Raw genomic sequence first — 19002 nt, forward strand, 5'->3', positions numbered from 1 at the left:
GCGGCTCACGGTCATGATTAGCTGACTAATAATTAGTTCTGATGATGAGTTTCTCTATGCCGTTGACCGACCAACACAAATTCGGGATGCAGCTGGCACACATGTCCCGCGGCTGGCGCGCCGAACTGGATCGCCGCCTGGCCGGGCTGAACCTGTCCCAGGCCCGTTGGCTGGTGCTGCTGCATCTGGCCCGATTCGACGAAGCACCGACCCAGCGCGAGCTGGCCCAGAGTGTCGGGGTCGAAGGCCCGACCCTGGCTCGCCTGCTCGACAGCCTGGAAACCCAGGGCCTGGTACGCCGTCAGGCGGTGCTGGAGGATCGTCGGGCGAAAAAGATCGTCCTTTGCCCGCCGGCCACGCCGCTGATCGAGCAGATCGAAACCATTGCCAACGCCCTGCGCGCCGAGCTGTTTGTCGGCGTCGACGAAGAGGAACTGCGCATCTGCATGCGCGTCCATGCACGAATCCTGGCCAACCTGGAAAAGTCCTGAGCCCCCTCAGAAGGTGTGACCCAGGTTCAGGTACATCGCCTTCTGATTCTCGCTATTGGCCCCGTAGCTGAAGTTCAGCGGCCCCAGGGGCGTCTCGAAACCGACGAAGATGCTGGCTGCATTGATGTAGCCACTGTCGAACTCGTTGTCGTTGTTCCAGGCCCGGCCGCGTTCCAGCGAACCGCCCAGGTACAGCGGGAAGTCCAGCGGCAGGTAGGCGCGCGGGGTCAGGCGGCGGTAATAGACCACGCGCATCAGGCTGACGTTCTGCCCGGACACCGAGTCCTGGCGAAAACCCGACAGTTGCCGGGCGCCGCCGAGCACGAAGCTTGAGGTGACCACCTCGGCATCATCCAGGGTCCTGCCGTAACGGCCACCCACCACCCAGGTGTTGGGGCCGCTGCTCATGGCTTTGTCCAGATTGAAATCCCACTGCCGGTAACGTTGGTCCGAGCCCAGGTTCGGGTCGTATTGGCGCAGGGTCAGGTTGATGTCTTCGCCACTATGGGGGAAGTAGACGTTGTCGAGGGTGTCGAACGAATACTTGAGCTCATAGAAGCCTTCGTTGAAGTTGACCTTGGGCAGGTCCTGGTCGCCGATGCGCACCTCGGCCTGGCCCCAGGCCTGGCCAACGCCGAAACGCACTTCACCGTTGTTGCCGATCTGGCGCCCCAGGTTGAGGCCGAAGCCGTAGCGTTCCAGGCGGTACTCGGCAATCGGGTCGTCGTCCAGGGTGGCCTCGATGTTCTGCGAGCCCAGGTCGATGTATGGGGCGATGAAGTAACGCGAACCAGCGTCCAGCGGCTGATAAAACTCGCTGTAAAGCTCCTGCTGGTCGCCGATCTGGGCGCGGGTCAGCCATTCGGCGCCGAGCGTGTTGATGCCATTGACCCGGTAGCTGGCGCCGATATTGAAGGCGCTGTCGCCGCGCAAGTCGTCCGACAGGTTCAGGCCCAGGCGCAGGTAGTCGGTGCCGCCGCGACGGCCACGGGCGTTGATCACCAGGGTGTTGTCGTTACCCTTGTGCACCACCCGGTATTGCACCCGGTCGAAGTAGTCCAGGCCGTAGAGGGTGCCCATGTCGGTCTGCAGGCGGCCCAGTTCCAGCGGCTCGCCGATGGGTTGGCGAATGTAGTAGCGGATTACGTCGTCGCTGACTTTCGAGTCGTTCTCGATGCGGATGGCGGTGATCACCGGGGTGCGCTGGCTCGGTGAACGGGCGGCCAGCAGCTCACCATCGGTAGTTGGCGGGCGCTTGAGCACCGCCAGGCGTGCATCCAGGGCGCGGGCCGCGCGGTAGCCGACGTCGATCATGTCCTGGGCGCGGCCGAAATCGGTGACGCCAAAGCTCGACAGCGGTGGCTGGATGAGGATGTCGTCGCGGTGCAGGGCCGCCAGTTGCTCCTCGGAGTTGCGCCGGGTCATCAGGGTGATCGACTGGTTGAGGACATCGACCACGGTCGTCAGTTGCTTGCGGCTGCGCAGCGGGGTACCGATATCGACGACGATGGCTACATCCACGCCCATTTCGCGGGCAACGTCCAGCGGGATGTTGTCGACCATGCCGCCATCGACCAGCAGCCGGCCATCGAGCTCGACCGGGGCGAATACCGCCGGGATCGACATGCTGGCGCGAATCACCTGGGGCAGGTGGCCACGGCGAAATACCACTTTCTCGCCGCTGGCGATGTCGGTGGCCACGGCGCGAAAGGGGATCGGCAGCTTGTCGAAGTCGCGGGTGTCGCTGGTGTGGGCGAGCATGCTTTCCAGCAGCAGCGCCAGGTTCTGGCCCTGGATCACCCCCAGTGGCAGGCCCAGGCTGCCGTCGTCGCGAAAGCTCAGCTTTTGTTTGACGAGGAAGTCGCGGTCATCCTGTTTGCGCCGGAACGGCACGTCCTTGCGCGGCGGAGCGTCGGACAGCGCCTGTTGCCAGTCGATGCCCAGCGCCAGTTTTTCCAGCTCCTCGACCTTGTAGCCGGAGGCGTACAGGCCGCCCACCACCGCACCCATGCTGGTGCCGGCAATGGCATCGACCTTGATGCCCTGTTCTTCCAGGGCCTTGAGCACACCGATATGCGCCAGGCCACGGGCAGCACCGCCGGAGAGTACCAGGCCGACTTTCGGTCGGGGCGCTTCGGCTGCCAGCAGCGGGAGGGAAACGAACAACAGCAGCAGGGATAACAGCAGGCGGTGCATCATGGCTCTCGGAGCGAAGGCTAAAGACCGCTAGTATAAGCATGCCCACCTGTCAGGAGACGTTCAGTGTATGTCCACGCCTAAAGCGGAAATTGTCATTACCTACTGCACCCAATGCCAATGGCTGCTGCGCGCCGCCTGGCTGGCCCAGGAACTGTTGAGCACCTTCAGCGATGACTTGGCCCGGGTGGCCCTTGAGCCTGCCACGGGCGGCACCTTCCGGATCACCTGCGATGGTGTGCAGATCTGGGAGCGCAAGGCTGATGGCGGCTTCCCCGAAGCCAAGGTGCTCAAGCAGCGCGTGCGCGACCAGATCGATCCGCAGCGCGACCTCGGTCACAGCGACCGGCCCTGATCCTTAACCCTCTACGGCCACGGTCTTGGCTGGTGGGTTGCTGGCCGCCAGACGGCTGGAAACAACGATCGCGAGGATGATCAGCACGCCACCGAGCAACATGCGCAAGGTCGGGGTTTCGGCAAAGATGACCCAGGCCATGGCGATGCCGTAGACCGGCTCCAGGGCAAACACTACGGCGGCGGTGCGCGCTTTGATCACCGCCAGGCTGGCGACGAACAGGCTGTGGGCCACGCCGGTGCAGAATACCCCGAGCAGGCCGATCCACAGCCAGTCCATGGCGCTGACGGCGCCCAGCGCGGGCGCCGCAGCTGGCAGCAGGCACAAGGCGACCACGGCGTTCTGGCACAGCGCTGCCTGCACCGCCGGGATGCGCCCGGAACCGGCGCGGTTGGTCAGCGACAGCAGCGCAAACAACAGGCCTGAAAGCAGGGCCCAGAGCAGACCGCCCGTGGCCTGGCTGGCCAGGTCGAAGTCCGGGGTCACCAGCACCAGGCCGATGCTCACCAGCAGCACCAGGATGATCTCGTTGCTGCGGATGCGTTCGCGAAACAGCAGCCCTTCAAGGATCACGGTAAAGGCCGGAAAGCTGGCAAAGCCCAGGGTGGCGATGGCGACGCCGGCAACTTTTACTGCGATGAAAAAACTCACCCAGTGCCCGGCGAGCAATACACCACCCAGCGCCAGACGTTGCCAGTCCCGCGCCTGCAGGGGGTGCCAGGCCTGGCGGGCGAAGCCTGCGAACACCCCCAGGGCCAGCACGGCAAAGGCGGCGCGGCCGAAGACGATGATCGCAGGCGCGGCGCTGGCCAGTTTGCCGAACACGCCGGTCAGGCCGAAGAACAATGCGCCAATGTGCAGGGCGCCGAGGGCAGTGCGGTGGTTCATGGTGGTCCTTGTGGTAGGGCAGGGCAGCGGCGTCAGTTTACGAGCCGGTCGCTGCCACTGTCTGTCGCGGTCCTCGCGTCAATTGTCTTCAGAGTCTCGCCGCAAGGCGCCGGGGGAGCGGCCAAAGGCCTTGAGCATGGCGGCGGCAAAGGCGCTTTGCGAGCTGTAGCCGACCTGGCAGGCGATCTCGCCGATCGGCAACTGGGTGTTGCGCAGCAACTGGCGTGCACGCAGCAGGCGGCGCTGGCGCACATAGTCCATGGGCGTGACCCCGCATTCGGCCATGAACCGCGCATGCAGGCGCGCGCTGGACAGCCCGGCCAGGCGCGCCAGGTCGGCTACCTGCAGCGGGTAGGCAGCGTTCTGCTCGATATGGGCGTCGAAGCGGGCGTACGGCAGTGACGGTGTCGCCGTTGCCGGTGCCGCGCTGCTGCTCAGGCTGGCCAGCAGCAATACCGCGCCCTGCTGGGCAATGAGCGGGTCGTTGATCGGGCTTGCCGCCAGCCAGTCCACCAGTTGCTGCTGGCGATGGTCCAGGTTCAATGACCCGGCCCGCTCCAGCAGGCGTTGACTGGCATCCAGGTGCGCGCCCAGGCGCTGGCTCAGCCAATCGTCGGCGGGGATATCCAGCACCAGGCAATCACTGCCGGCGGCACTGCCGCAGGTGTGGTGGCTGCCGGCCGGGACCACCATCAGGTCCTGGCGATCAAGCCGCGCACCGCGGCCTTCGACCTCGAACTCCAGGCGCCCGCGCAGGCCGAACACCAATTGCGGGTGTTCGTGGCTATGGGCGATCAGGTCGTGGCGATAATGGCGCAGGGAAAGAATCGGGCCGCTGCTCATCGAAAGGTCCTCCGGCAATCGCCGCAGTGTACAGGCTGAGCGGCGGGGCGGGCATGTCATCAGATCGACACTTGATGGTCACTTTCGATTAACCACCGCTTGGCAAGCTGGCGCAAACCTTCCCGGAGCCTGCCGATGACCCGTGCCGAGCTTGCCAGACCCTCGCGCAAACAGCGCGTACGCACCTTGTGGATATCGGACGTGCACCTGGGCACCCGGGATTGCCAGGCCGAGCACCTGTCGCAGTTTCTCAAGGGCTATCAGGCCGACCGCATCTACCTGGTCGGCGACATCATCGATGGCTGGAAGCTGCGCAGCGGCATGTACTGGCCCCAGGCGCACACCAACGTGATCCGCCGCTTGCTGACCATGAGCAAGCGTGGCACCGAAGTGATCTACGTCACCGGCAACCATGACGAGTTCCTGCGCCGCTACTCCAAACTGGTGCTGGGCAATATCCAGCTGGTCGACCAGGCTGAGCACCTGACGGCCGATGGCCGGCGCCTGCTGGTGATTCATGGCGACCAGTTCGACGTGATCACCCGCTATCACCGCTGGCTGGCGTTTCTGGGCGATTCGGCCTACGAGTTCACCCTGACCCTCAACCGCTGGCTCAACCACTGGCGTGCCCGCTATGGCTACGGCTACTGGTCGTTGTCGGCGTACCTGAAGCACAAGGTCAAGACCGCCGTCAGCTTCATCAGCGACTTTGAGGAGGCCATCGCTCATGAATGCGTCAAGCGCGGTTTCCACGGTGTGGTGTGCGGGCATATCCACCATGCCGAGATCCGCAAGGTCGGCGAGGTGGATTACCTCAACTGTGGCGATTGGGTCGAGTCGTGCTCGGCGCTGATCGAGCACTGGGATGGCAGCATCGAGCTCTATCGCCTGGCCGATGCCCAGGCCGAAGCCGCCCGGCGCCAAGCCGGGCTTGCGGCGCTGGTTGACTCAGGCGGTGGCGGCGGCGGGCTGCTGTAGCGCAGCTCTGTAGATTGACTGCCGAGGGTGGGCGAACAGGCGCTGCAGCATGGGCTCGAAAAAGCTCAAGGGCAGGTTGTCGTAGGCCGGATCGAAGGCCGCTGCATCGTAGCGGGCGCAGAATTCGATGGTTTGCTGGTACTGCGGATGGTCCTGGAATTGCTCGCGCAGGTGCCGGTCCATGCCCAGGTGGTGGAAAAAGTAGTAGCCCTGAAAGATCCCGTGCTTCTCCACCATCCACAGGTTTTCCGGGCTGATGAAGGGCTTGAGGATGGCGGCGGCGATATCCGGGTGGTTGTAGCTGCCCAGGGTATCGCCGATGTCGTGCAGCAACGCGCAGACCACGTACTCCTCGTCACGCCCGTCGCGCCAGGCGCGGGTGGCGGTCTGTAGCGAATGGCTCAGGCGGTCGATGGGAAAGCCGCCAAAGTCGCCATCGAGCAGGCGCAAGTGCGCCAGGATGCGGTTGGCCAGTTGGCTGGCATAGGCCCGAAAGTCATCGGCAATGATTGCCCAGTCCTGTTCGGTACCGTCCTGCATGTGAATGAAACGAGCCTGCTGATTCATCGGCGCTCCGAGACGCGGTGTTTCAAGGCACTCTACCCGCACCGTTGGTCGGGACAGTGGCCGCGCGGGACGGGTTTCTGGCCTTGCGGGCCGAAATCAGAAGCTGATCTTGCCGCGCAACATGTCGCGGTACATGGCGAAATCGCCGATCAGGCTGTACAGCGGGTGTGTGAAGGTGGCCGGGCGGTTTTTCTCGAAGAAGTAGTGCCCGGCCCAGGCAAAGCCGTAACCGGCAAAGGGCAAGGCCAGCAGCGACCGCCAGCTGCCGCTGCCCACGGCAAAGGCGAGCACGGCGATGACCAGGCTGGTGCCGACGAAATGCAGGCGGCGGCACATCGGGTTGCTGTGCTCGCTCAGGTAGTAAGGGTAGAACTCGGCAAAACTGCGAAACTGCTGAGGGCTGTTCACGACATTGCTCCAGAGGCTTCTCGACCTGACGAAGATACACGGCGTGGAGCCTGATCTGAGTCTAGAGTGAGTAACACGACAGAGCAGTGACAATAGGCGCCAATTGAGTATCCTTTGAGTTCGCCGCAGGAGCGGCTTGCCGGTAAGAAAAGAAGCCAGCCATGAGCGAAAGAACCACTTCAGCAAGCTGGGCATCAGGGATCGTCAAGGCACTCGAACTGGAAGGGCTCGATTGCCGTGCCATGTTCAAGCAACTTGGCCTGGATTTCGCTTCGCTCGACGACCCCGACGCACGTTTCACCCAGGATTCCATGACCCGCCTCTGGCAACTGGCGGTCGATCTTTCCGGCAACCAGGCGATCGGCCTGAACATGGCACGGGTGGTACGCCCGGCGTCCTTTCATGTGGTCGGTTACGCGCTGATGTCGAGCCGCACCCTGGCCGAAGGTTTCGAGCGGCTGGTGCGCTATCAGCGGATCATCGCTGAAAGCTCCGACTTGAGTTTTCGTCTGCAGCCCGATGGTTATGCGCTGATTCTTACCGTCCATGGCGATCACCTGCCGCCTACCCGGCATAGCGCCGAAGCCTCGCTGGCCTGCGCGCTGTCGCTGTGCAGCTGGCTCAGCGGGCGGGTGATCCAGCCGCGCCGGGTGCTGATCCAGGGGTTGCAGCCCAAGGACCTGACACCTTACAAGACTGCCTTCCATGCCCCGCTGGAATTCAGCGCGCCGCACGATGCGCTGGTGTTCGAGCGCGCCGACATGGAGGCGCCGCTGCCAACCGCCAATGAAGCCATGGCCGTGCTGCACGACCGTTTTGCCGGCGAGTACCTGGCGCGTTTCTCGGAAAGCCGCGTCACCCACCGTGCACGCCAGGTGCTGTGCCGGGTGCTGCCCCAGGGCGAGCCCAAGCGTGAAACCATCGCCCAGGCCCTGCACTTGTCGCAGCGCACCTTGCAGCGGCGCTTGCAGGAAGAGGGCACGAGTTTTCAGACGTTGCTGGACGATACCCGTCGGGAGCTTGCCGAGCAGTACCTGGCGCAACCCAACATGACCCTGCTGGAAGCCGCCTACCTGTTGGGTTTTGCCGACCCGAGCAATTTCTTCAGGGCATTTCGCCGTTGGTTCAACGCCACGCCTGGCGAGTACCGGGCGCGTTTGAGCGGGGCCGCGACAGCCCCGCTGGAGAATGGATCGGTCAGTGACGCCAGAACGCCGGCATACATAGCACCAGCACCGTAATGATTTCCAGGCGGCCAAGGAGCATGCCGAAGGCCAGGATCCACTTTGCCGCATCCGGGAGGGTGGCGAAGTTGCCCGCCGGGCCTATGGTTTCCCCAAGGCCCGGGCCAACGCCCGATACGGTGCTGGCGGCACCGGTCAGCGCCGTCATCCAATCGACGCCCAGCAGCGACAAGGCCAGGGCGATGACGCAGATGGTGATGGCGAAGAAGAACGAGAACGTCAGGATCGAACGCACGATCTCTTCATCGAGACGGTGACCGTTGTACTTCTGCTTGATCACCGCCCGAGGGTGAATCAGCTGGTTCAGGTTGGCCTTGAGCAGGATGTAGGCGACCTGGAAGCGGAAGATCTTGATCCCGCCGGCGGTCGAGCCCGAGCAGCCACCGACAAAGCCCAGGTAGAAGAACAGCATCAGCGAGAAGTTGCCCCACAGGCTGTAGTCGCCCAGGGCAAAACCGGTGGTGGTCACTACCGAGGTCACGTTCAGCGCCACGTGACGCAGGGCGTCGAGCCAGTGCAGGTCGGTGGTGGCCCAGTACCAGGTGCCCAGCACCAGCCAGGTGGCCAGCAACATGGCCAGCAGCCCCTGCACCTGTTGGTCCTTGATCAGTGCCTTGCGGTTGCCGCGGATGGTCGCTACGTACAGGGCGAACGGCAAGCTGCCAAGAATCATCACCACCACCGCGACCCAGTGCACCGCCGGCATGTCCCATTTGGCCAGGGACTGGTCGGAGGTGGAGAAGCCACCGGTGGAAATCGCCGACATGGCATGGTTGATCGCATCGAAGACGTTCATGCCGGCCAGCCAGAACGCCAGGGCGCCGAGGGTGGTGATGCCGATGTACACCAGCACGATCGACTTGGCGACCATGTGCGAGCGCGGCATGACCTTTTCCGAGCGGTCCGAGGACTCGGTCTGGAACAGACGCATGCCACCAATACGCAGCAGCGGCAGGATCGCCACGGCCATGGCGATAAAGCCGATACCGCCGAGCCAGTGCAGCAGCGAGCGCCACATCAGGATGCCTGGCGACATGCTGTCGAGGCCGCTAAGGACGGTAGCGCCGGTGGCGGTGATACCGGACATGCTTTCGAAAAAGGCATCGGTGTAGCTGATGTGCTGGGTCAGCAAGAACGGCAGGGCAGCGAAGATGCACACCACCAGCCAGCTGCTGACCGTCAGCAGGTACATGTCGCGGGGGCGCAGGTGCACGTGCTCGGGGCGGCCCTGGATGACCAGGGCAAGGCCGGCAACAAAGGTGATCATGCTGGCCCAGAGGAACGACGGCAGGTCGCCCGTGCGATCGAAGATCACCAGGGTGGCCATGGGCACGACCATGCTGATCGCCAGGGTGATCAGGAAGATGCCGATGATGAAACCAATGATCCTTAAGGTCGGCAACGCCATGTGATCTGCTCTGACTCGAAACGGAAGGGCGCCATTCTACCTATGGACCTTTTTAAGTAAACGCTAGAATAGCCTGACATTTATTCACAAGGGGTAGCCAATGGAGGCTCTCGACGCATTGCTCAACCGTGTTTCGGTTCCACGTCTGATGGACCCGGCACCTAATGCCGCACAACGCGAGGCGCTGTTTCGGGCCGCCCTGCGTGCGCCGGACCACGGCCAGTTGCGGCCCTGGCGCTTTCTGACGGTCGAGGGCGAGGCGCGCTTCAAGCTTGGCCAGTTGCTGGCCGACGCGGTGAAACTCAACGGTGACGCCAGCGACGCGGCCCTCGACAAGGCCCGGGCCATGCCCTTGCGGGCACCGTTGCTGGTGGTTGTGGTCGCGCGCCTGCAGGATCATTTCAAGGTGCCGCAGTCCGAGCAGCGCCTGGCGGCCGGTTGTGCGGCCCATGGCATTCTGCTGGCCGCCCATGCCCAGGGTATCGGTGCGGTGTGGCGCACCGGTGAGCTGTCGTACAGCAAGCATGTGGCCAAAGGGCTGGGGCTGGCGGATAACGAAGAGATCATCGCCTTCCTGTACCTGGGTACGCCGCAGCATGAGCCGCGCACGGCGCCGGTGCTGGCGACCGCTGACTTCGTCAGTGCCTGGGGGTAAGTTTTTGTAGGGGCTGTGCCGCCCCTATCGCCGGCAAGGCCGGCTCCCACAGTGGACCTGTGTGCACCGGACCTGTGGGAGCTGGCTTTGCCAGCGATGGGCTGCGCAGCAGCCCCGGCATTCTCAAGCCTTGCCCGGCCCGACTAGCGGCAATTCCAGCCTGGCCACAAACCCGCCTTCCGGGTGATTGCCCAGGCTCAGGTTGCCGCCATGGCGCTCCGCCGCCTTGCGCGCAATGGCCAGCCCCAGGCCGTGGCCCGCGGCGCTTTGCCCGGGCGCGCGGAAGAACGGTTCGCCCAGCTGCGCCAGATGCTCCTGGGCCACGCCGGGGCCATGGTCGCGCACGCTCAGTACAATCCTGTCGTTATCCCGTACCCCGGTGATTTCGATCGGCTGCCCGGCAGGATTGAAGCGCACCGCATTGCGCAGCAGGTTGTCCAGCGCCCGCTCAAGCAGGGTCGGCCAGCCTTGCAGGTGCAGCCCGGTTTCATGCTGCAGCTGGATCTCCTGCTCCGGCGCGCCCAGTTGCGCGTCCTTGTGCACCGACGCCAACAGCGTATCGAGGTTCACCGGCTCAGCCCGTGCTTGTTCGGCGTCGACCCTGGCCAGCACCAGAATCTCGCTGATCAGCGCTTCCAGACGGTCGCACTCGCGGGTCAGGCGTGGCCACAGGGCTTGGCGCTGCTCGGGTCCGGCGCGTTCGGCCAGGGCCAGGGCGATGCGCAGGCGTGCCAGGGGCGAGCGCAGTTCATGGGATACATCGCGCAACAGCTGGCGCTGGCTGCCGATCAGGCTCTGCAGCCGAGCCCCCATGCGGTTGAAGTCATTGGCCAGCACGCCGAACTCATCACGGCGGTTGGCCAGGCGTGCCAGGCTGTTCTGCTGGTAGGCGGTTTGCCCCAGGTCATGCACGGCGCCGCGCAGGCGGCTCAGGGGGCGCGTGATCGACAGGGTCACCAGCAGGCTGAACAGGGTCAGCACCACCAAGGCAATCCCCAGCGCACTCAGCGGCCAGAGCAGGCTGTCGCGGTGCCAGGCGTCCAGTTCCGGGTGCGGAATGCGGTAGATAAACAGGTAGGTCTCACCGCTGTCGGGGCTGGTGTACTCCTCGGTCAGGCGTCGCCACGGCAGGTGCCTTTCGTCATTGTGGCGGCGTGCTTCGAAAGCGGCGGCGCGGCGCGGGAAGGTCCCAGGTACCACGGCATCGCCACTGTCATTGAGTACCTGCACGTCGATGTTGTAGCGGCGCTTGCGGTGTTCCAGGTAATGCTGGGCATGTTCTGGCCCTTGCTGCTCATAGCGTTGGGTCCAGTTCTTGGCCAGGGTGCTGAGGCCTGGATGGCGACTGAGAATCCAGGCGTCCTGGTTGAGCATGTGGCCGAGCAGGATCGACAGCCCGGCAACCAGGGCGATGGCCAGCCAGAAACTGGCCAGGATGCGCCAGAACAATGAACGCAAAAGAGACACCTCTAACGGAAAAAGCCCGGTCTGCTGGGGCAGGCCGGGCGGGCGACTGACAGCTTACTGGGCCTTTTTGGCTTTTTCAGCTTTCCAGGCTTTGAACTCGGCCCATTCGGCGCGGCGTTCATCCTGCTTCTTCTTCATTTCGTCGAACTGCTTTTGCTGTTCGGGTTTGAGCAGGGCACGAATCTCGGCCTGGGTTTTGTCTCGCTTGGCCTTGAGCTCATCTTTCAGGGCCTGCTGGTCGGCGGCCGGGAGTTTTTCCAGGTAGCGCTGGGTGATTTCGTGGCGGCTCTTCATCTGCTCGCCCATTAGCTTGCCGATCTGCTGGCGCTGTTCGCGGCTCAGGTCCAGCTGGGCGAAAGGCGCTCCACCGCGGTGGTGCTCGCCGCCACCGCGGTGGTACTCGCCTTGGTGCTCGCTATGATGCTCCCCGTGCGGAGGGCCGCCAGCATCAGGCATGGCCATGGCGACGGTAGGCAGGGCGGCAGCGAGCATCAGGGCGATAAGGGTCTTGCGCATGGTAACTCTCCTTTTTGAGGCCGGTGATTACCGGATGTACCCAGTCTAGAGAGATCAAGGTCAGTGGCGGTCAGGCAAGGGTAAAGCTTGAGTAAAGACGCCTGGTCGCCGTGCTGACATTACAGGCTGTAGTAGTAACCGCGGCTGCGCAGGGCAACGATGCGCGGGCGCCCGTCCGCGTGCGGGCCGATCTTCTTGCGCAGGTTGCTGACATGCATGTCCAGGCTGCGGTCGTACAGGGTCAATTTGCGGCCCAGGGCGAGCTGTGCCAGTTCCTGCTTGTCCAGCGGCTCGCCGGGCTGGCGTAGCAGGGCTTCGAGGATGCGGCTTTCGGAGAGGGTCAGGGTCAGTTCGTGCTCATCGATGCTGACCACGCCACGGGCCGGGCTGAAGCACAGGTCGCCAATTTCCACCTGGCTGGGCGTCGCACTCGGGTGGCTGCGGCGTAGCACGGCGCGCAGACGGGCGGTGAGCTCGCGCGGATCGCAGGGTTTGGCCAGGTAATCGTCGGCACCCAGTTCCAGGCCGAGAATGCGGTCCAGCGGCTCGCCACGGGCCGAGAGCATCAGCACCGGCAATTCGGTGTGCTCACTGCGCAGTTGCTTGAGCAGTTCCAGGCCGCTGCCGTCGGGCAGCATCACATCCAGCACCACGGCGGCCGGCGCTTGTTCAGCCAGGGCCCGGCGGGCACTCTGGCCATCGTGGCAGGCACGTACCACGAAACCTTCCTGGGTCAGCCAGCTGCCGAGCAGCTCGCAGAGTTCCTGGTCATCATCAATCAGTAACAGCTCGCTCATGACTCACTCAATTCAACCATTGCCGACGCTTTCTGTGTCCGCCACTGGCAAAGATACCGCAGAGTGCCGCAAACAGGGCAACTGCGCCACCAATCAAAAACCATTGTTGCTGGTCGGTGATGAGTTTCGGTGCGGCGCTGGCCTGTGATTCCTTGATCGCCAGTTTCAGGCGCTGGTTTTCCTGGCGCAGGCGGGTGAGCTGGGCGCTTTCGCGTTCGCTGTCGGCGTTGTGCAGTTGCTGGACCAGGGTTTCGCGCAAGCGCTCGCTTTCCTTCAGGCGCTGTTGCAGCTCGGTGATCTGGCTACCGGCACTGAGCGACAACGGGGTGCTGGAGCCGGCGGGCTCTTCGGCCTGGGCGAAGGGGGTCAGCAGCAACAGGCACAGCAGCAGGGACAACGGACCTTGACGCATCGGAACTCCTGATTCCATTGAGTGGTTCAGGAGGTTGTCGGCCATCAGGCGAGAATAATGAGCAGTTGCGCAGCGAAAGCTGCAAAGGGCGGTGTGCCTGCTCGGCCACCGCCCCAGGGGATTACGGCAGGACTTGCTTGAACGGCTTGACGATGACGTTGGCGTAGACGCCAGCGGCAATGTACGGGTCGGCATCGGCCCAGGCCTGGGCGGCGCTCAGCGAGTCGAACTCGGCGACGATCAGGCTGCCGGTGAAGCCAGCGGCGCCGGGGTCGTTGCTGTCGATCGCCGGGTGCGGGCCGGCCAGGACCACACGGCCTTGTTCCTTGAGCTGCAGCAGGCGTTCGATGTGCGCCGGGCGGGCGGCCAGGCGTTTTTCCAGCGAATCGGCTACGTCTGTGGCAATGATGGCGTAAAGCATGTCATTCCTCGTGCTTAGGGGTTGAAGGCGGGGTGCTGGGGTCGGCGTCATGCAGGTGGCGGGACAGGTAGAGGCCCTGGGCCACCAGGAACAGCACGGTCATGCCCAGGCTGCCGAACACCTTGAAGTCGACCCAGATGCTCTGGAAGGTGAAGGCGACGAACAGGTTGGCCGCACCGCAGAACAGGAAAAAGCCGATCCAGGCGATGTTCAGGCGCGTCCATACCGGCTCCGGCAGGGTCAGGGCGTGGCCCATGATGCGCTTGATCAGCACCCGCTCACCGATGAAGTGGCTGCCGGCAAAGGCCAGGGCGAACAGCCAGTTGACCACCGGCGCCTTCCATTTGAGGAAGGTTTCGCTGTGAAAGGCCAGGGTCAGGCCGCCGAATACCAGGCAGGCGACCAGGGTCAGCCACTGGCCCTTCTCCAGCTTGCGCTGGCGAATGAACAGGGCGCCGTAGACCACCAGCGAGCTGATGATCAGCATCGCCGTGGCGCTGTAGATGCCACCGAGCTCGACGCTGTGCCCGGCGAATTCGACGGCACGCGGTTCGAGCTTGTAGACGATGAAGAACAGGAGCAGCGGGATGAAATCGATGAATTGTTTCACAGTGGCAGCCAGAAGCAGGATGTGTCGGCATAATAACAAACATCAATGACAGCGAAAGCGCCACCTATGAATGTTGATCTGCACTGCCACAGTACGGCCTCCGACGGCGCCTTGTCGCCAACGGCACTGGTTGCCCGGGCCCATGAGCACGGCGTGCGGATGCTCTCACTGACCGATCACGACACCCTCGAGGGCCAACTCGAAGCGCGCGCCGCGACCCAGGCGCTGGGGATGCAGTGGGTCAGCGGCATCGAGCTGTCGTGCACCTGGGGCGGGGCGACCATCCACGTGCTGGGCTACAACTTCCCGCTCGACGCCGCGCCATTGCAGGCCGCGGTCGAGTCGCTGCACCGTGGTCGCTGGCTGCGTTCGGAAGAAATCGACCGACGGTTGGCGCTCAAGGGCATGAAGGGTGCGCTCGAGGGTGCCCGGGCCATTCAGCAGGAGCTGGGCGACAGCGGCAATGCCCCGGCGCGCCCGCATTTTGCCGAGTACCTGGTGCGCGCAGGCTATGTAAAAGACCGCGCCGAGGCGTTTCGCAAGTGGTTGGGGGCCGGCAAGCTGGGCGATGTGAAGCTGCATTGGCCAACCCTGGAGGACACCGTCCAGACCCTGCGCCAGTCCGATGCCTGGGTCAGCCTGGCCCATCCGATGCACTACGATTTAACCCGCAGCAAGCGCCGCCGGCTGATTGCCGACTATATTCAAGCAGGCGGCCAGGCGCTGGAAGTGGTCAACGGCATGATGCCGGCTGAACAGGTAGGCACTCTGTCGATCCTGGCCCGTGAATTCGGTCTGCTGGCCAGTGCCGGCAGTGATTTCCATGGCCCGGGCACCTGGGGCGAGATCGGTGTCTACCGGCCATTGCCAGAGGACCTGCCACCCCTGTGGCGCCGATTCAAATATGAGCAGCCTATCGCGGCAGTCTGAACAGGAAGAGAACGTGAGTCAGTTTTTCCAGATTCATGCGGAAAACCCGCAACCGCGCTTGATCAAACAGGCCGTCGAAATCATTCGCAAGGGCGGTGTGGTGGTCTATCCCACCGATTCCTCCTACGCCATGGGCTGCCAGATCGGCGACAAGAACGCCGTTGAACGGGTTCGCCGCCTGCGCCAGCTGGACAAGAACCACAACTTCACGCTGATCTGCTGCGACCTGTCGCAGATGGGCCTGTTCGCCAAGATCGATACCGCCACCTTTCGCCTGCTCAAGGCCCATGTGCCGGGGCCGTACACCTTCATCCTCAACGCCACCCGTGAAGTGCCGCGCCTGCTGCTGCACGAAAAGCGCCGCACCATCGGCCTGCGTGTGCCGTCCAACCCGATCGCCCTGGCCCTGCTCGAAGAACTCGGTGAGCCGCTGATGAGCGTGAGCCTGATCATGCCCGGCGAAGACGAGCCGATGACCGACCCCTACGAGATCCGTCAGGCCCTGGAGCATCACGTCGACCTGATCATCGATGGCGGCTTTGGCGACCTCAAGGCCTCGACCGTGATCAGCCTGGCCGGTGACGAGCCGGAAGTGATCCGCGTCGGCTGTGGCGATCCTGCGCCGTTCATGGTCGAAGCGTGAGCCAGGCGACCATCACCGAGCCGAGCATCGATCCGCAAGCAGGGGCTCAGCAGGAACTGCCGCTGGTGCTGGTGTATGGCGAAGCCATGACCGAGATGCCGGTGGACCTGTACATCCCGCCGGATGCCCTGGAAGTGTTCCTGGAGGCCTTCGAGGGCCCACTGGACCTGCTGCTGTACCTGATCCGCAAGCAGAACGTCGACATCCTCGACATTCCGGTGGCGGAAATCACCCGCCAGTACATGGGCTACGTCGAGTTGATGAAGACCGTGCGCCTGGAGCTGGCCGCCGAGTACCTGGTGATGGCGGCGATGCTCGCCGAGATCAAATCGCGGATGTTGCTGCCGCGTTCCGCCGAGGTCGAGGAGGAAGAGGCCGACCCGCGCGCCGAGCTGATCCGTCGCCTGCAGGAGTACGAACGCTTCAAGGCCGCCGCCGAAGGCATCGATGGCCTCAGCCGCGTCGGCCGCGAGGTCGTCGTGCCGCGCCTGGACGCGCCACAGGCCAAGGTGCGTAAACTGTTGCCCGAGGTCAGCCTGGAAGAACTGCTGGTGTCGATGGCCGAAGTGCTGCGCCGTGGCGACCTGTTCGAAAGCCACCAGGTCAGCCGTGAGGCGCTGTCGACCCGCGAGCGCATGAGCGAAGTGCTTGAACGTCTCAAGGGCGGCGGTTTCGTGCCCTTCGTCGAGTTGTTCACGGCCGAGGAGGGCAAGCTCGGGGTGGTGGTGACCTTCATGGCGATTCTCGAATTGGTCAAGGAATCCTTGATCGAACTGGTGCAAAATGAGCCCTTTGCGCCGATCCATGTCCGCGCCCGCGCCGAGTAACAACTGAGCAAGCCCATGAACCTGAATGAACCGCGCGACCTGGCGCCCCTGCTCGAGGCCTTTTTGCTGGCCTCGGGCAAACCGCAATCCCTCGAGCGCCTGTATGAGCTGTTCGAGGAAGCTGAGCGCCCGGAGCCTGCGGTGTTCAAGAAGGCCCTGGAGGTGCTGCGCAAATCCTGCAATGGCCGCGCCTTCGAGCTCAAGGAAGTGGCCTCGGGTTTCCGCCTGCAGATTCGCGAGGACTACGCGCCCTGGGTCGGCCGGCTGTGGGAAGAGCGCCCGCAGCGCTACTCCCGGGCACTGCTGGAGACCATGGCGCTGATTGCCTACCGTCAGCCCATCACCCGCGGCGAGATCGAAGACGTGCGCGGCGTGGCGGTCAATACCAACATCATCAAGACCCTGCTCGAACGCGAATGGATTCGTATCGTCGGCTACCGTGAAGTGCCCGGCAAACCGGCGATGTTCGCCACCACCAAGGCCTTTCTCGATCACTTCAACCTGAAGAACCTCGACGAGTTGCCGCCCTTGGCCGAATTGCGCGAGATGGAGCCTGCGCCGGAACCTGTGCTGGAACTGGACGACGCGCCGGTGCCGGCGCACCTGCAGGCCCTGGCTGATGCGAGCGCCGAGCCGCAGGAGGCGCCGGAAGAAACCAGCTTCCGCAGCTTGCTGACCGAGCTGGACGCCATGGAAGAAGGGCTCAAGACCGACTTCGATGACTTGATCGACGAAACACCGCTCGACCTCGATGCCGAGCCGTTGGAAACCGAACCGCAGGCGCCGCATCAGTAACCTCGGCCTTCGGGCGCAGAGTCCCGGCAACTTTTGCAATTTCGACTAGTCTCAGGTGCGTTCACGCCGCGATCAGCGTATGATTCGCGACCCTTTTTGGCGCTTGTCCGCCATACCAGATTTTTGTCAATACACCGGGAGGTGCCCAGCATGAGTGAAAAAGACCTGCAAGAAGCCCAGCCATTGCCGCCATCAGGCGAGAAACTGCAAAAAGTGCTCGCCCGTATCGGCGTGGGCTCGCGCCGTGACGTCGAGGCCTGGATCAGCCAGGGCCGGATCAAGGTCAATGGCGTCGATGCCAGCCTTGGCCAGCGCGTCGACCTGCACGATGCGATTTCGGTCGACGGCCGCCTGATCAAGCGCGAAGAAGCCGCCGAAACCGTGCGCCGAGTGATCATGTACAACAAGCCCGACGGCGAAATCTGCACCCGTGACGACCCGGAAGGCCGTCCGACCGTGTTCGACCGCCTGCCACGCCCGAAAGAAGGGCGCTGGATCAACATCGGCCGCCTCGACATCAACACCACCGGCCTGCTGATGTTCACCACCGACGGTGAACTGGCCAACCGCCTGATGCACCCGTCCTATGAAATGGACCGTGAGTACGCGGTGCGTGTGCGGGGTGAAGTCGACGAAGACATGATTGCCCGCCTCAAGGCCGGTGTTGTGCTCGAAGACGGCCCGGCGCGTTTCACCGACATCCAGGAAGCACCTGGCGGTGAAGGCTTCAACCATTGGTACCACTGCGTGGTGATGGAAGGCCGTAACCGTGAAGTACGTCGCCTGTGGGAATCCCAGGGCCTGGTGGTCAGCCGCCTGAAGCGCGTGCGTTTCGGTCCGGTGTTCCTCAACTCCGACCTGCCGATGGGCCGCTGGCGCGAAATGAGCCAGCAGGAAGTCGACATCCTCGCGGCTGAAGTGGGCCTGAATCCGGTGGCCATGCCGGCGTTGAACCACAAGTCCAAGGACAAGCTCGAGCGCCTGCAGCGCAAGTCCACCCGTCCTTTGGGGCGTGGCGAGCGCGTGCGCACCTTGCGCCCGGCTCAGGATGCAGCCACTGCTGGTGAGCGCCCTGCACGTCAGCCCCGTGGTGAAGCCGAACGTCCTGCCCGTCAGCCGCGGGGCGAGGAGCGTCCAGCCCGCCAACCGCGTGGCGAAGCCCCGCGCAAGGACAGTGGCCGTGGCAGCAGCACGGTGGCCGAGCGCCCAAGCGACATGAACAAGCGCGGCAAGCCGGCACCCAAGCGTCCGGGCAGCACCCGCAACAAACCACGCCCGTAAGGTGGGTGGGTAGGCGCGGGCTTGTCCCGCGATTGCGTTGGATCGGATAAATCGTAATCGCGGGGCAAGCCCGTTCCTACAGTGTTGAAGAAGCCAACCTTCGGGTTGGCTTTTTTTTGCTCGAAATTTCCTTGTCTTACAGATACTTCCGTAAGGCGTGGAAAGAATTTAAACCACCTTGTAAATATTTCGTTACAAAGGCTTGCCGGTTATTGGGCTGTTCCTGCGATTTTTTTTTCTGCTGTAAACAGAACTTTCCGAGTCGCCCGG

General features: G+C 63.7%; 22 protein-coding genes. 10 read left to right on the plus strand and 12 right to left on the minus strand.

What is annotated here, in order from left to right; all coding sequences use genetic code 11:
• Window positions 1-56 precede the first annotated feature (56 nt).
• Window positions 57-491, plus strand: a complete 435-nt coding sequence (locus PspR32_RS07000) for a MarR family transcriptional regulator (protein ID WP_010223043.1) — start codon at window positions 57-59, stop codon at window positions 489-491.
• Window positions 492-497: 6 nt separating this feature from the next.
• Here the strand turns inward: PspR32_RS07000 and PspR32_RS07005 are convergent, their stop codons facing one another.
• Complete coding sequence (locus PspR32_RS07005) at window positions 498-2687, minus strand: patatin-like phospholipase family protein (RefSeq protein ID WP_159388255.1); 2190 nt, start codon at window positions 2685-2687, stop codon at window positions 498-500.
• 70 nt (window positions 2688-2757) lie between these two features.
• Here PspR32_RS07005 and PspR32_RS07010 point away from each other — a divergent pair, with 70 nt between their 5' ends.
• Entirely contained in the window at window positions 2758-3042 is a 285-nt protein-coding gene (locus PspR32_RS07010) for a SelT/SelW/SelH family protein (RefSeq protein WP_010223040.1), read from the plus strand.
• 3 nt (window positions 3043-3045) lie between these two features.
• On the opposite strand, the gene PspR32_RS07015 is transcribed toward PspR32_RS07010, so the two are convergent.
• Both PspR32_RS07015 and PspR32_RS07020 read right to left on the minus strand, forming a co-directional pair.
• Entirely contained in the window at window positions 3046-3930 is an 885-nt protein-coding gene (locus tag PspR32_RS07015; protein ID WP_100783138.1) for a DMT family transporter, read from the minus strand.
• A gap of 78 nt (window positions 3931-4008) precedes the next feature.
• A complete protein-coding gene (locus PspR32_RS07020) occupies window positions 4009-4773 on the minus strand; it encodes an AraC family transcriptional regulator (protein WP_159388256.1) in 765 nt (254 codons plus the stop codon).
• A 135-nt stretch (window positions 4774-4908) separates the two neighbouring features.
• Between PspR32_RS07020 and PspR32_RS07025 the strand changes: the two genes are divergently transcribed.
• A complete protein-coding gene (locus tag PspR32_RS07025) occupies window positions 4909-5751 on the plus strand; it encodes a UDP-2,3-diacylglucosamine diphosphatase (protein ID WP_010223037.1) in 843 nt (280 codons plus the stop codon).
• On the opposite strand, the gene PspR32_RS07030 is transcribed toward PspR32_RS07025, so the two are convergent.
• Window positions 5722-6318, minus strand: a complete 597-nt coding sequence (locus PspR32_RS07030; RefSeq protein ID WP_010223036.1) for an HD domain-containing protein — start codon at window positions 6316-6318, stop codon at window positions 5722-5724. The two genes, PspR32_RS07025 and PspR32_RS07030, sit on opposite strands and share 30 nt — an antisense overlap.
• Before the next feature lie 96 nt (window positions 6319-6414).
• Window positions 6415-6726: a DUF962 domain-containing protein gene (locus tag PspR32_RS07035; RefSeq protein ID WP_010223035.1), complete on the minus strand. Its 312-nt coding sequence runs from the start codon at window positions 6724-6726 to the stop codon at window positions 6415-6417.
• Between the two features lie 161 nt (window positions 6727-6887).
• Between PspR32_RS07035 and PspR32_RS07040 the strand changes: the two genes are divergently transcribed.
• Window positions 6888-7967, plus strand: a complete 1080-nt coding sequence (locus PspR32_RS07040; protein WP_010223034.1) for an AraC family transcriptional regulator — start codon at window positions 6888-6890, stop codon at window positions 7965-7967.
• Here PspR32_RS07040 and PspR32_RS07045 read toward each other — a convergent pair.
• On the minus strand, window positions 7924-9378 hold the full coding sequence (locus PspR32_RS07045) for a TrkH family potassium uptake protein (RefSeq protein WP_010223033.1): 1455 nt from the start codon (window positions 9376-9378) through the stop codon (window positions 7924-7926). The genes PspR32_RS07040 and PspR32_RS07045 overlap by 44 nt on opposite strands.
• A 100-nt stretch (window positions 9379-9478) precedes the next feature.
• On the opposite strand from PspR32_RS07045, the gene PspR32_RS07050 reads away from it, so the two are divergent.
• On the plus strand, window positions 9479-10033 hold the full coding sequence (locus PspR32_RS07050; protein WP_010223032.1) for an NAD(P)H nitroreductase: 555 nt from the start codon (window positions 9479-9481) through the stop codon (window positions 10031-10033).
• Window positions 10034-10156: 123 nt separating this feature from the next.
• Here the strand turns inward: PspR32_RS07050 and PspR32_RS07055 are convergent, their stop codons facing one another.
• The 6 genes from PspR32_RS07055 to PspR32_RS07080 form a co-directional block, all read right to left on the minus strand.
• Complete coding sequence (locus PspR32_RS07055; protein ID WP_159388257.1) at window positions 10157-11491, minus strand: sensor histidine kinase; 1335 nt, start codon at window positions 11489-11491, stop codon at window positions 10157-10159.
• 63 nt (window positions 11492-11554) lie between these two features.
• Window positions 11555-12016: a Spy/CpxP family protein refolding chaperone gene (locus PspR32_RS07060; RefSeq protein ID WP_010223030.1), complete on the minus strand. Its 462-nt coding sequence runs from the start codon at window positions 12014-12016 to the stop codon at window positions 11555-11557.
• A 119-nt stretch (window positions 12017-12135) separates the two neighbouring features.
• On the minus strand, window positions 12136-12813 hold the full coding sequence (locus tag PspR32_RS07065) for a response regulator transcription factor (protein WP_010223029.1): 678 nt from the start codon (window positions 12811-12813) through the stop codon (window positions 12136-12138).
• Between the two features lie 7 nt (window positions 12814-12820).
• Window positions 12821-13225 (minus strand): translation initiation factor 2, encoded by a 405-nt coding sequence (locus PspR32_RS07070; RefSeq protein ID WP_010223028.1) that lies wholly within the window; start codon window positions 13223-13225, stop codon window positions 12821-12823.
• A 121-nt stretch (window positions 13226-13346) separates the two neighbouring features.
• On the minus strand, window positions 13347-13646 hold the full coding sequence (locus tag PspR32_RS07075) for a YciI family protein (protein WP_010223027.1): 300 nt from the start codon (window positions 13644-13646) through the stop codon (window positions 13347-13349).
• Between the two features lies 1 nt (window position 13647).
• Window positions 13648-14256 (minus strand): septation protein A, encoded by a 609-nt coding sequence (locus tag PspR32_RS07080; RefSeq protein WP_159388258.1) that lies wholly within the window; start codon window positions 14254-14256, stop codon window positions 13648-13650.
• Window positions 14257-14322: 66 nt separating this feature from the next.
• On the opposite strand from PspR32_RS07080, the gene PspR32_RS07085 reads away from it, so the two are divergent.
• From PspR32_RS07085 to rluB, 5 genes are all read left to right on the plus strand, one after another.
• Window positions 14323-15186: a PHP domain-containing protein gene (locus tag PspR32_RS07085; RefSeq protein WP_010223025.1), complete on the plus strand. Its 864-nt coding sequence runs from the start codon at window positions 14323-14325 to the stop codon at window positions 15184-15186.
• A gap of 13 nt (window positions 15187-15199) precedes the next feature.
• Window positions 15200-15829: an L-threonylcarbamoyladenylate synthase gene (locus PspR32_RS07090; protein WP_010223024.1), complete on the plus strand. Its 630-nt coding sequence runs from the start codon at window positions 15200-15202 to the stop codon at window positions 15827-15829.
• Window positions 15830-15957: 128 nt separating this feature from the next.
• On the plus strand, window positions 15958-16656 hold the full coding sequence (locus PspR32_RS07095) for a segregation and condensation protein A (RefSeq protein ID WP_162471132.1): 699 nt from the start codon (window positions 15958-15960) through the stop codon (window positions 16654-16656).
• 15 nt (window positions 16657-16671) lie between these two features.
• The gene (gene scpB / locus PspR32_RS07100; RefSeq protein WP_036994248.1) at window positions 16672-17451 is read left to right on the plus strand and encodes an SMC-Scp complex subunit ScpB; all 780 of its coding nucleotides are present in this window, start codon (window positions 16672-16674) and stop codon (window positions 17449-17451) included.
• Window positions 17452-17601: 150 nt separating this feature from the next.
• Window positions 17602-18732, plus strand: coding sequence for a 23S rRNA pseudouridine(2605) synthase RluB (gene rluB / locus PspR32_RS07105; protein ID WP_159388259.1), 1131 nt, complete (start codon window positions 17602-17604; stop codon window positions 18730-18732).
• Window positions 18733-19002 lie beyond the last annotated feature (270 nt).

The organism is Pseudomonas sp. R32 (genome assembly GCF_009866705.1).
Classification (GTDB): Bacteria; Pseudomonadota; Gammaproteobacteria; order Pseudomonadales; family Pseudomonadaceae; genus Aquipseudomonas; species Aquipseudomonas donghuensis.